The following is a 12,123-nucleotide window of genomic DNA, read 5'->3' as shown; positions in this document are numbered from 1 at the left end:
GGTGATTTTTTACAAATAATTGAAAATTAAATGAACATCGATCATGTAAAGCTATTTGTCCGTTTGGCTTCGACACACAACATCAGCATGGCTGGTCAGGAGCTTGGACTTTCTCCTGCTGTCGCTAGCGCACACATCAATAAACTTGAGGACAGCTTAGGAGTTCGTTTAGTTCATCGCACCACACGCAAAGTTTCCTTAACTGAAGAGGGGCAGGCATTTTTACCTCACGCGGAGGAGGTCCTTGCAACAGTGGAGGCAGCAAGGGGAGCTGTTGGCTCAGGGCAGAGCGCGCCAACGGGAGTATTACGTATAACCGCCTCTGCAACTTTTGGTCGCTTGCATATTGTGCCCGCATTAAAAGGTTTTATGGCGCGTTACCCAGGGTTAACCGTGGACTGCCGATTTTCTGATTCCATTATGGATCTGGTTGAGGGAGGTTTTGATGTCGCCATTCGTGTCGCTGAGTTGAAAGATTCTTCATTGGTCGCAAGAAAGCTTGCGCCAGATCGTCGTATTATCGTTGCATCACCAGATTATATTGAACAATTTGGGAGACCCAACAAGCCCCAAGACTTGACGAATCATGAGTGTATTAACTTAGTTGGAATGAATAATTGGTCATTCAATACAAAAGATGGAATGTTCAATGTAAGAACTTCTGGTCGTTTTAAAACCGATAATGGTGATGCGATGAGAGACGCGACGGTAAACGGGTTAGGTATTTCTATCAACTCGGTTTGGAGTGTTTATCAAGAATTACAAAGTGGTCAGCTAGTGGAAGTACTCGAAGATCACCCTTTAGCGATGGATGCTGGGATTTGGGCTGTGTACCCAAGCTCTCGTTTAATTGCGCCTAAGGTGCGTGCCTTTATTGATTACTTTGCTGAATACTATGGCACGCCACCTTATTGGGAGTTTGCGGAAAAGTGATAACAAGCTTCACTTATCGAATACATTGTTTTTAAGGTCCGAATAAAAACGAACCTCAAGATAATTCTTAATTGTTATTAATAGAGTTTGCTTAGGATTAATTCAATACTATCAATTATCTGCTGTGTTTTGCTTTGATCTAATGCATCAGGGTGTGGGGGGCGCGAATGCTTCAATGTCATTATCGAAGTACATACCATGCGCTTGAGCAAACTCTTCTGATAGCGCAGCGCGAGTTAGAATATCTGCTCCTAAGCGGATATCACCACCAGCAACCCCATAAGCATCTTTAACCATCTTATTACCTAGGAATGATTTTGGGTTTACTGATACCAACATAGGGCCAGTGTTCTTAAGCTTTAGTCCGATTGCTCGTGACCACATCGTTAATGCCAATTTGCTTTGGGCATATGCTTCGCCATCTGACAATGGTTTATTACCGACTAAAGCGCTAGTGTTTACTGTTGTTTGTGCAGCTGAAGACAAATTAACCACACGACCCGTATCACCGAGCAACGGCAATAGCTCTCTAGTGAGTAAGTAGGGAGCAATGGTGTTGACTGCGAAGCGTACATCAAGACCCTCTTTAGTTCTTGGATTTGGTGTTGCGTACACACCAGCATTGTTAATGATGACGTCTAAACGATTGAACCGTTCTGTTATCTCCATCACTATCTGTTTTACCGCATTGGGAGAGGATAAATCAGCAACAAGGCTTTCAACTTTACCACTTTTCATCTCCCTCAAACTTTGCTCAACTTGTTGAATTTTCTCTATATTCCGGCCATGGATTATTACGTGTTGTTCACGCTTAATTAACATTTTCGCGGTTTCTAAACCAATACCGTCAGTAGATCCAGTAACTAGAATTGTCTTTCGCATGATCGCTCTCATTGTTGAGGGTTATTATAGAACGATCATAGTGGCATCTTTTGCATTCGACTATTGAGACTAAAAAGAAAACACTTTCTAGGAAAAATTGAAAATAACTTTGTTGTTCTTTTTGTGGACGGTGCGACGAATTAACGTCTCATTAGATGCTACGGTTATACATGTGGTGCTCAAAAATTAGGCACTGTTTTGTACTCAAATAATAGCCAAGAGGTCTCTATGTTAGGTGAAAATCACTCATTAACTCATGAATTCCCAGAACATTTGGATACCATTACCCAGCTTACCGAAAACGATGCATCATTTGCTGAAACCGTTAAAAACTACAATGCTTTAGATAAGGAAATCCGCGTACTAGAACTTCAAGGAAGCCCGATTGATGATCACGAAATGAACGTGTTAAAACATAACCGGGCTGAGCTCAAAGACTGGCTCCACTCGCGAATAATGGGTTCTTAGTGACGAAATGATCATCGGCTCGTAAATAGCGGGCCGATTTTAGTTCCAATGGACGATGCCAAGTGTGCAAACATTAGGAGTGCTGAGCAGGAGCTTGGAGCGGCAGGTGACCAGTTTTTACCCAAATGATCGTTTCTTGCTCTACAAAAGGAAAATGCTCACTCATATGTGGGCTTCGGATCCAAGAGAGAGCGGGATAGGTACCGAGCTCGTCTCTAAACTCTCCTGACAATACGAAAATTTCTTCACCACCAAAGTGACGGTGTGGTTGAAACTTCTCACCTTTTGGCCATTTAACCAACGCGACATGTTCGTGCTCAAAATTATGCAGCGGCATGACTTGCAACCCACCGACACCACTCTGCCAGCTCGCTTGGTTTGTATTAATGCGAACTGTTTCAAGATCCTCAGATTCGAACTGATTTAGTTTAACTAAAATCACACAGCCTTCTTCGCTAAATGGTGCGTGTTGACTTCCTGGAGGGTTACGAAGGTAAGTGCCGGCAGGGTAGTCACCGTATTCGTCAGAGAATACCCCCTCGAGCACCAATATTTCTTCTCCTTGAGGGTGAGGATGAGTCGAAAACTGCGAATTTGGCTCGTACTTAACGACGCTGGTGGTATGCCCTGATTCTTTGGCTTCTCGTTCCAAAGGTTTGCGCCACACACCTTTGGAAGGGCTGGCTATCCATTCCTGTTGAGCAGTATCTATCACGATTCTTTTTGAAAAATCCATATTCAACATATTGAAATTCCGTTACTTATTTAATTACTAATTCTCATTAGTATACGTATAAAAAACATCAATTGATTCATTTGTTGATAGCCCAATTCATGGATTGAGTACGAACATGAAATCGGAGCCTAATTTAAATTTCTGCTTGTGTAATGAGAATTGTTATATTATAACATCGCGAAATTAAATGTTATAACATAACAAAAGGAAAAAGTAGTGAATAAGAAATTGGTGTCTCTCGTGATCGGTAGCATTTTTGCATCCCCTGTTTTTGCCGACACACTATCGAACCCACAGATTGGTGTTGTTGTTGATGGCTACTACCAAGATGGCCAACGTCATAATTCTGAGCGCGAAGAAGGCTTTGGTCTAGGCCATACGGAATTAAACTTCTCATCAAATATCGACGACAAGTTTTACGGCGCATTGACCGCGGTTCTTGAAAGTCATGGTGATGAGACAGAATTAGAGCTTGAAGAGGCATTCATCGAAACTTTGGCATTGCCATATGGTGTAAACGTGCGCGCTGGCCGATTCCTATCTGACTTTGGTTACCTGAACAACCAACACATGCACACCGATAGCTTTGTTGAGCGTCCAATTGCTTATCGTACTTTCCTTGGCTCGCACTACTACGATGATGGTGTACGTGCAAACATCGTGTTGCCAACCGACCTTTATGTAAAACTTGGTGTAGAAGCGCTCAGTGGTAGCAAAATGTCTTCTGTCGAAGATGGTTCTGAAGTTGGCGTGTACACCACGACGCTGAAGCTTGGTAGTGACTTCTCCGAATCTTCAAGTTGGCAGTTTGGTTTAAGTTACCTGCGTAACGAAAACGGCAAGGTTAAAGAATTCGAAGATCACGACCACGGTCATGAAGAAGAGCATGAGCACGATCACCATCATGGCGCAGCAGTGACAGGTGCGAACCTTTACGGTGCTGATTTTGTTTGGAAATGGGCACCAGACGGTAATTACAAATACAGCAACTTCACGCTATCGGCTGAATACATGCTGTTAGACGGTGTGGTAGATAGCAAATATAAAAACGATGCAGAGTCACCAAACAACTTAAGCGCTTACTATGTTTCGGGTGTTTATCGCTTCAACCCAAGCTGGTCAGCAGGTCTACGTTACGGCGAAGCAGAAAGCTACGATGGTCATGCACATGGCGACCACATGCATTTTACTGAGCTGAATGATAAAGAAATGGATGCGATGATCGCATGGGATTCTTCTCACTTCGGTACTATCCGTGCGCAATACACTCGCATTGATAACCAAGACAGTGAGACAGACAACGTGTTCACTCTGCAATACGTGATGACATTTGGAGCGCACGGTGCTCATGCGTTCTAAGCTGACATTAAATAAATGCAGTTTGGTGATGATGGCGGCAGGAGCTGCCATCATTGCTTCGCCTGCTTCGGCTCTAAACATTTTCGTTTGTGAGCCAGAATGGAAAGCCTTTCTTGAAAGCCACGCGCCAGATGCCAGTATTTATTCAGCGACAACGGCTAAGCAAGACCCACATTACGTACAAGCTCGTCCTTCTTTGATTGCGAAGATGCGCCAAGCGGACATGGCAATGTGTTCGGGCGCAGAGCTAGAGGTGGGGTGGTTACCTATGCTGCAAGTTCGTAGCAGCAATGCGGCGGTGCAAAATGGTGCGCCGAGCATGATCTACGCGACGGACTTCGTGCGCATGTTAGATACTCATGCTCACGTTGACCGTAGCATGGGAGATATACACGCTCACGGTAACCCACATGTTCAATTTGCGGCAAATGACATGATTCCATTATCTCGTAAAGTCACGGAGCGCCTAAAAGCGATTGATCCCGACAACGCACAAAGTTACCAAGTGAATGGTATGAAGTTTCGTGCTCATTGGCGTAAAAAGCTTAAAGAATGGAATGAGAAAGGGGCTGCTTTAAAGGGTAAGCAAGTTGTCGGTTATCACGCGACGTATCGTTATTTGTACGATTGGCTCGGAATGAAGCAGATTGCCGATCTCGAACCTAAACCGGGCATTTCACCGACCACATCTCACCTGCAATCACTCACCAAGTTAAATGCCGACAGTTTTGATGCGATTGTTTACTCCTCTCATCAGGATCAGCGTCCAGCGAACTGGTTGCAAGATCATACTGACAAACCTGTGATTCAACTGCCATTGACCGTTTCTGAGGGTGAAAGCTTGGATGAGATGTACGATCAGGTCATTGATGATTTACTGGATGTGTTAGTGCCGCCCGTTCCTGTGAGGATCTAAGTATGGCGGATTATGCATGGCTTTTACCTGCGGTTTTGTGTGGTTTAATTGCGTTGGTTGGCAACATCGTTCTGGGGCAACAAGTTCTTAATCGTCAGATCATCTTTATAGATTTGGCGGTGGCGCAAGTTGCGGCATTGGGGGCAGCACTAAGCCACTACTGGTTGAGCCAATACGCGCTGTTCTCAGGCTCATTCTTTGGCGAAATGATTGGCCCTTGGGTGATGTCTTTGATGCTTTGCGGTTTGATTGCCTTAATGGAGAAACGATACCAGCAACATTTAGAGCCCATGATTGGCAGCTTGTTTGTCGTGTCTGCATCGCTGGCGATCCTGCTGGTGAGTAAAGACCCACACGGCGGAGACTTTATTCAAGGCATTCTTAATGGGCAATTGTTATGGGCGACTTGGGCAGACGTTTGGCCTCTGGCACTCATTACCGCTGCGATGTTGCTATTGGTTTGGTTAAAACCTGCGTTTATGCGCGGTAGTGGTTTTTATCTGATCTTTGCAATCCTGATGCCCATTACGGTCAAGTTAACCGGCATTTATTTAGAATTTGCTTTGTTGGTGATTCCAGCTTTATGTGCGGCAGCATTGAAGGGAACTCGATTCTTTGTCGCTAGTATCAGCATTGGTATTGTTGGGATCTTATCGGGTATTGCCGCATCGGCTCGCTATGACTTACCGAGTGGTGCGAGTATTGTGATCACCCTGTTTATTGCTGGCATGTTGTTTAATCTCTTGCTTCAGCCTTTTCTGGTGAAAATAACAAAACCAGCTTTTGTAAGAGATTAAGAGACAAGTAATATTGGTCTGATGAAGTAGTATTTGATTAATCAGACCAATACTTTTCTATCCAAGTCCTCCAATCGTGTAACTTTGCGCCTTCCAACACACTTTCTTACGTTGATCTTGCCATAGTCATCAAGTTGCCTTGATTAGTTCACATTCGACTCCCAGACTGTTTCTATAGTTTTTATAAGATATAAAAGACCCTGCGTATGAGAAGCGCAGCTGTAACGCGACTAGGCATAAAAACAAAAAACGCTAGGGATACAAGCGAATTTGTAATCTCAACATTTAAGGAAGACCAAGATGAAACCGGAAAAAGTAGCAGTAGTCACTGGTGCGGCTCGTGGTATTGGCCAAGCGATTTGTGAGCAATTACTGGAGGATGGATTCCACGTAATCGGGCTAGACATATCGCCCGTGGAATGGAGCCAGTCGGCGCAGCTAAGCAGTTATCAAGTCAACTTGTGTGATGCCGAAGCTGTCAGTGAAGTGGTAGAAAGTGTTGTAGAGCAGCACGGAAGAATCGATGCTCTGGTTAACAACGCGGGCATCACTCGAGATGCATTGTTGCCAGATATGTTAGAGCAAGACTGGGACAGCGTGATCGACGTGAACCTAAAAGCGGTGTTCTTACTCACCCAACGTGTTGCTCCTGTCATGCTAGAGCAGGGCACAGGCAGTATTGTTAGCATTTCTTCTATAGTGGGAACGGATGGTAATATCGGCCAGAGCAACTACGGCGCAAGTAAAGGCGGCGTCATCTCAATGAGCAAAGGCTGGGCGAAAGAACTTTCAAGAAAGGGTGCACAGATACGCGTCAACTGTGTCGCGCCAGGCTTTATCGCCACCGATATGACCAAGAACCTGCCAGAGAAAGTTATTCAAATGATGGAAGGCAAAACCCCATTAGGGCGCATGGGCTCAGTTCAAGATATCGCCAATGGCGTCTCTTTCCTAACCTCAGACAAGAGCGCCTACATCACAGGCCAAGTGCTCAAGATTGACGGTGGGTTGGTATTATAGCTCGCTAATCAAAACGTCAAATACCAAACGCCCTTTACTTATATGAAGGGCGTTTTTGTTTGAGGAACATTAATTGACCTGCTGGTATTTTTTTGCTCCTAAATGATTCAGTGGAATCAGTCAATAGTACGTGATGGAAGGTATAATTGCTTACTTTTATTAGCGAAGAAACTGATTGTATTGAGTGTTTTGTAGCCACTTGTTTTCTGGTAGCTTACAGCTCTTATTAAAGCTGTTGTGCCAGTCACATCTAATTAACCAAACATACAAGGAAGGAATTGTGAAGTATACGCCAAAGCCAAAGCCTATTCGACCTAGCAACCCATCTGCATTAGAGTTGGCTATTTATCGCTACGAATGTCAGGCCGCTGAATATCACGACAAAAAGAATAGTGTTGCGCCTAACAATGAATCTAAAGAAGCTTGCAAGCAGCGTATTGATGCTTTGGAAAAGGATTGGGCACACCTTCAGCATGAGCGAAAAAAGATTACTGCTCAGGTGATGCTACAGCAGGATCTTGAAACATACCGTGCTGAAAACAAGTTGAAAGATGAAGATGAGTTGTTCGAGGAGGCTCATCATCCGACTCGTGTGCTGGCTCGTAATCTCACTGCAGTTGGTGAACCTAAGCCGAGTAGCATCCATGACCCACATCATATCATTCCGGGTAAAGGGCGGTTTCAGCAGGTTAGACTTGTTGTGACACGATTAGCTCTTCATGCTCACGGTATTGGAATCAATGACCCGTTGAATGGCGCTTGGCTACCTCGCTATAAAAAGCACAAAGGTCACTGGGCAGGCAGTGAAGCACCAGCTCATCGAGAGATACATCGGTATAACTATGAATCATGGATTGTGAATACGTTTAGTTCTCCAATGCTGCCTGAGCAGGCAATGATTAGTCGCTTACAAAGAGTAAAGCACAAACTTCTGCATGGTGGATATCCGCAGAAAATTATTGAAAAGAAAGACACTAGCTGGAGCGGTCAATCATGAAAATCTACCAGTTAAAGCAACGCCCTGAGGAGTTTAAAACTCTAACTCTGGATATTATGAATCTTGCTAATCAGCTTGGTAATAAAAAGCTAGTAAGGCAACTCCGACTGCAGCCTTCTACTAATGAGCCTTTACTACCAATTTGGAAAGATGGTGTGGTTGGCGATTTTGAGGATGTTTTAGGAAAAAACTCTACGATGCCGGACATATCAACATGGTATAGCACATATCTAGCGCTAACTGCAGGTGCATGCGATAAGCTAGAATCGGTACTAGCGTCTGAGGGGGAGTTCTTGCCTATAAACGTTGGTGACGAAACCATATATGCTTTTAATTGCCTTAGTTTTGGCGCTGAAGATGAGTCTATGTGCCTTAAGAAATATACCGATGGTTTTGAAGATGGTCTGGAAACCATTGAATTTGATGAAGAGGATATCGAACCACGCTATGTATTCAAATCTCGCTTACAAGGCTGTACAGTGCTCTATGCTACAGAATCTTTCAAGCTTTTGTGCGAAGAGCATGGACTAGAAGGACTTAAGTTTGATGAAGATTTGCTGGATCCGTTTTAGTAGTTGACCAATGGGGTTAATGAATCCAACCACTACACTAGAAATTTGCAATACCTAAGCTAATGTTAGTGGGTTAATCGGCTCGTGGTTTTTCACAGTAGAGCCAAATTAGAAGTTGCATTTATTGCTAGTTCTGTCTTTTCTTTAGTAACAGTAGAATATGAAATCATGCAATCGAGGCGTCAGGTGGCGGGATTGCAAAGCAGTCTTTATCTCTAGTATCAAAGAGGACGGGGAGCCGCTTTTTACAGGCGACTATATCGAATACACTAATTAGCGCAGTTTTAATAAGCGTAATAAAAATGAAAATGAAAATGAGAAGCTGAGAAAGCCCGAGAAGAACTATTAAGTCGAGATTCCTTTCTAATATGTAGTGAGTGGGTTGATTTGGCCAACCGACAAAAGGATTTGTAACATCTATAATTGTCCATTAAATGCTAATTTAGCAAAACCTATAACTCAATTTTCCAAAAATGAGTTTCGTTAGCTTGAATTAGAATAACAAAGCGCTATTCACAGAAGGTGAAGGGTGTTTATCTCGTCTTAACTGCCTTTCAAGTTGTTTGAAATGAGGTATCGAGATCCGCTTCGCTCCTAGTTACGTTCAACCTTAGCTGCTACTTTTCATCAACAAATAGAGATGAGTTACCATCAAGTAGCATAGGGAAGCGAGTGAGCACTATTCTCTCAAATGAACACTAAACCCCTTCTTTGTAGCCTGTCACCTTCAAACTACTTCCTCTAGCGCTAACAATTAATTCAAATGTGCGCTGGTTAATGATTTTTCTGTAAGTAACACAATTGAACGTGATAGAAGTAACAAAATGGCCTCTTAACGGTAACGTTCCCGAAAAGTTTATATATTATCGCCCTCATTGATACAAGTGGTAGATACGCTCTGAGTACGAGCGCTCTGAAATTCAGACTTTAGATGGGTATTTAAAGTCACCATAAGTTTGCAATTTTACTTGGGAACGTTTGCAAATAACCTAAGTATAAATTTACGTGAGACTATGGAAATGAAACTACACACTTTGACGATGGCAGTAGCGCTTGGGCTGGTTACAGCACCTGCATTCGCAACAACAGATGTTGACGCTCTTGAAAAGCGAATTAATGAATTAGAACAGAGACTTGAACAGACAGAAAAAGTATCCACAGAAGCAAATGAGAAAGCCTCAAGCTTTGAGTTTCATGGCTACGCTCGTTCCGGGCTGCTCATTAATGACGATCTGAATGGTGCAGTGGGCACTGGTCCTTACATGACGGCAGCTGGTGCTATTGGCGCTCCAGTTGGGCGATTAGGGGTAGAGGATGATCATTATGTGGAAGCAAACCTTATTCACAAACGTTTTGCAGATGATGGTTCCAGCGCATTGTTCCGAATCATGTTGGCAGATAGTACGGAAACCAATAACGAATGGACGGCGAGCGAGAGTCAATTAAACGTTCGTCAGGTATATGCTGAGCTAAACAAGTTGAGCATGTTCTCTGAATCAAGTGCGTTTGCTGACGCGACGTTTTGGGCTGGTAAACGATTTGACCGTGATAACTTTGACATTCACTTCTTTGACTCGGATATTGTTTTCTTATCTGGCACTGGTGCTGGTGTGTATGACGTCCAAATGAGCGAATCATGGAAAGCAAACTTCTCGATCTATGGTCGTGATTTTGGTGAGATTGATAGCTCGTCAACGGATGTTGAAAACTATATCGCGACAATGAACAACCGCTTCGGTAATTGGCAATTGATGCTGAGCGGCATGACGTCAGCTGATAACAATGATCGCGTAGAAGGAGCAGCGGACAAAGGTTTACATGCGATGTTTGCCTACCATGGCGATAACTTCTTTGGCATGAGTGAAGGCTTCTCTAAAACCGGTATTTTGATGGGTGATGGATTGGGTGCGGAACTTAAAGGCATCGGTTCAAACGGAGATTTGTTAGAAGACGCAAAAGCCGTACGCTTGTTCAGCTATGGTGTAACACGCATCGGCGACAACTGGCGTGTAGCACCTGCGTTGCTAGCAGAACACAGCCAAGATCGCTTTGCTAAAAATGATGAATTTACGTGGGCATCGTTCAACATCCGCTTAGCGCAAGAGTTTACGCAGAACTTTGAGATGGTTTATGAAGGCTCATACCAATACATGGACCTAGACAATGCGATTGATAAAGCAAGTGGCAGTTTTTACAAAGCGACAATTGCACCAACGCTTAAGATGTCTACCGCTGCAGGTTTCTTTGACCGTCCGGAGCTACGTTTTGCAGTTAGCTACGTTGATTGGAGCGAAGACTTGAATGGCTACTCGATTAGCCAGGATGCGTGTGCTGCAACGATGGGTGATGGTGGTGAAGTTCTGTTTGCACTGCAAATGGAAACTTGGTTCTAAAGGGACCTAACCTACAAAGAGTAATAAGAAAAGCGCCAACTGATTTCAGTTGGCGCTTTTTCATTAACAGGACTGACGCTCAATAGTTTTGAAGGTTAGTACCATCTTACTCATTTCAAAACTTCTGTTGGCAATTCTATCTAGTAACAGTTTCGCACCATTTTCCCCTGCTTTATCAAATGCATAGTTAAATGTTGATAAGGTTGGGGTGCACACTGATGCGAGCTCATCATCACCAACGCCTAGCACTAAAACGTCTTTACCCGGTGTTAACCCGAGCTCTTGAATCGCTCTCATCGCACCGATAGCAATACGGTCTGTCGCACAGAACAAGCCATCTAGCTTAGGGTTCTTTGTTAAGTGTTGTTTTGCCAATGAATAGCCAGAATCGATGGTAAAGTCACCACGAGCATGGAAGGCGAGCTCAAAACCATGATGCTGTAGCGCTTGAACAAATCCTTCAGAGCGTTGCTTATCTACCGCGATATCGTCACCTTGCACACCAATAAAACCCATGGTTTGGCAACCTTTTTCAACCAGTCTATTTCCCGCTTCAAACCCTACTCGTGCGTCATCATGAATGATGCTTGGAATATTAAACATGGAACCATCTTGACCGACGAGCACAACTGGGACGGCTGAGTTTTGAATTGCTTTTACCAGCTTGGAATCGAGGTGGGTGGCGTAAAGAATGATCCCTTCAACCCGTTTTTGGTTAAAGATCTGAATGTATTCCAGTTCTTTTTCGTGGGCTTGGTGAGTGCTAGCAAGTAAGACATGTTTCCCGGCTTTTTCAAGGACATCGGTTAATCCATCGACACCTTGGGATGTGGCATGAGAGGAAACCCGAGGAACAATGACACCAACCAGATTGGTCTTTTGAGATTTTAGATCTTTAGCGACTTGGTTCGGCACATAGCCACATTCCGCTACTGCTTGGCGGACCTTCAGTTTTGTCGCTTCTTTTACGCCATATTCATCGTTTATAACCCGTGACACTGTTGATTTTGATACGCCAGCCAGACGGGCGACATCATGCAGACTCGCCAT

Annotated in this window: 11 protein-coding genes and 1 pseudogene; 9 read left to right on the top strand and 3 right to left on the bottom strand. The window is 43.9% G+C overall.

Translation table 11 applies throughout. The features are described from left to right. Positions 1 to 30 precede the first annotated feature (30 nt). Positions 31 to 933, top strand: a complete 903-nt coding sequence (locus J4N43_RS22055; protein WP_005373741.1) for a LysR family transcriptional regulator — start codon at positions 31 to 33, stop codon at positions 931 to 933. A 77-nt stretch (positions 934 to 1,010) separates the two neighbouring features. On the opposite strand, the pseudogene J4N43_RS22050 reads toward J4N43_RS22055, so the two are convergent. Further along, positions 1,011 to 1,815, bottom strand: a pseudogene (locus J4N43_RS22050) (SDR family NAD(P)-dependent oxidoreductase). A gap of 228 nt (positions 1,816 to 2,043) precedes the next feature. On the opposite strand from J4N43_RS22050, the gene J4N43_RS22045 reads away from it, so the two are divergent. After that, positions 2,044 to 2,283: an HP1242/YdcH family protein gene (locus J4N43_RS22045; RefSeq protein WP_005373737.1), complete on the top strand. Its 240-nt coding sequence runs from the start codon at positions 2,044 to 2,046 to the stop codon at positions 2,281 to 2,283. A 73-nt stretch (positions 2,284 to 2,356) separates the two neighbouring features. Here J4N43_RS22045 and J4N43_RS22040 read toward each other — a convergent pair whose 3' ends face one another. Then, positions 2,357 to 3,028, bottom strand: a complete 672-nt coding sequence (locus J4N43_RS22040) for a cupin domain-containing protein (RefSeq protein ID WP_005387008.1) — start codon at positions 3,026 to 3,028, stop codon at positions 2,357 to 2,359. A 207-nt stretch (positions 3,029 to 3,235) separates the two neighbouring features. Here J4N43_RS22040 and J4N43_RS22035 point away from each other — a divergent pair, with 207 nt between their 5' ends. From J4N43_RS22035 to J4N43_RS22005, 7 genes are all read left to right on the top strand, one after another. Further along, a complete protein-coding gene (locus J4N43_RS22035) occupies positions 3,236 to 4,378 on the top strand; it encodes a hypothetical protein (protein WP_005373731.1) in 1,143 nt (380 codons plus the stop codon). Further along, complete coding sequence (locus J4N43_RS22030) at positions 4,368 to 5,294, top strand: metal ABC transporter solute-binding protein, Zn/Mn family (RefSeq protein WP_025767961.1); 927 nt, start codon at positions 4,368 to 4,370, stop codon at positions 5,292 to 5,294. The genes J4N43_RS22035 and J4N43_RS22030 overlap by 11 nt, the downstream gene beginning before the upstream one ends. Before the next feature lie 2 nt (positions 5,295 to 5,296). Then, positions 5,297 to 6,091, top strand: a complete 795-nt coding sequence (locus J4N43_RS22025; RefSeq protein WP_005373725.1) for a metal ABC transporter permease — start codon at positions 5,297 to 5,299, stop codon at positions 6,089 to 6,091. A 300-nt stretch (positions 6,092 to 6,391) separates the two neighbouring features. After that, positions 6,392 to 7,111 carry a 3-oxoacyl-ACP reductase FabG gene (gene fabG / locus J4N43_RS22020; RefSeq protein ID WP_017633598.1) on the top strand — a complete coding sequence of 240 codons (720 nt, stop codon included), beginning with the start codon at positions 6,392 to 6,394 and terminating at the stop codon, positions 7,109 to 7,111. 280 nt (positions 7,112 to 7,391) lie between these two features. Next, entirely contained in the window at positions 7,392 to 8,108 is a 717-nt protein-coding gene (locus tag J4N43_RS22015; protein ID WP_199266783.1) for an AHH domain-containing protein, read from the top strand. After that, on the top strand, positions 8,105 to 8,680 hold the full coding sequence (locus J4N43_RS22010; RefSeq protein ID WP_053349296.1) for a hypothetical protein: 576 nt from the start codon (positions 8,105 to 8,107) through the stop codon (positions 8,678 to 8,680). Before J4N43_RS22015 ends, J4N43_RS22010 begins: the two co-directional genes overlap by 4 nt. A 1,019-nt stretch (positions 8,681 to 9,699) precedes the next feature. Next, entirely contained in the window at positions 9,700 to 11,073 is a 1,374-nt protein-coding gene (locus J4N43_RS22005; RefSeq protein WP_053349412.1) for a carbohydrate porin, read from the top strand. Between the two features lie 63 nt (positions 11,074 to 11,136). Here J4N43_RS22005 and J4N43_RS22000 read toward each other — a convergent pair whose 3' ends face one another. Continuing rightward, complete coding sequence (locus tag J4N43_RS22000; protein WP_053349295.1) at positions 11,137 to 12,123, bottom strand: LacI family DNA-binding transcriptional regulator; 987 nt, start codon at positions 12,121 to 12,123, stop codon at positions 11,137 to 11,139.

Source organism: Vibrio sp. SCSIO 43009 (assembly GCF_023716525.1).
Taxonomy (GTDB): domain Bacteria; phylum Pseudomonadota; class Gammaproteobacteria; order Enterobacterales; family Vibrionaceae; genus Vibrio; species Vibrio alginolyticus.
The sequence above is the reverse complement of the archived record's forward strand: the minus strand, read 5'-3'. Positions and strand labels throughout refer to the sequence as shown.

Coding starts and splice junctions, on each gene's coding strand:
- J4N43_RS22055 (WP_005373741.1), top strand. CDS start 31: ATGAACATCGATCATGTAAAGCTATTTGTCCGTTTGGCTTCGACACAC.
- J4N43_RS22045 (WP_005373737.1), top strand. CDS start 2,044: ATGTTAGGTGAAAATCACTCATTAACTCATGAATTCCCAGAACATTTG.
- J4N43_RS22040 (WP_005387008.1), bottom strand. CDS start 3,028: ATGTTGAATATGGATTTTTCAAAAAGAATCGTGATAGATACTGCTCAA.
- J4N43_RS22030 (WP_025767961.1), top strand. CDS start 4,368: ATGCGTTCTAAGCTGACATTAAATAAATGCAGTTTGGTGATGATGGCG.
- J4N43_RS22025 (WP_005373725.1), top strand. CDS start 5,297: ATGGCGGATTATGCATGGCTTTTACCTGCGGTTTTGTGTGGTTTAATT.
- fabG (WP_017633598.1), top strand. CDS start 6,392: ATGAAACCGGAAAAAGTAGCAGTAGTCACTGGTGCGGCTCGTGGTATT.
- J4N43_RS22010 (WP_053349296.1), top strand. CDS start 8,105: ATGAAAATCTACCAGTTAAAGCAACGCCCTGAGGAGTTTAAAACTCTA.
- J4N43_RS22005 (WP_053349412.1), top strand. CDS start 9,700: ATGAAACTACACACTTTGACGATGGCAGTAGCGCTTGGGCTGGTTACA.
- J4N43_RS22000 (WP_053349295.1), bottom strand. CDS start 12,123: ATGGCGAGTCTGCATGATGTCGCCCGTCTGGCTGGCGTATCAAAATCA.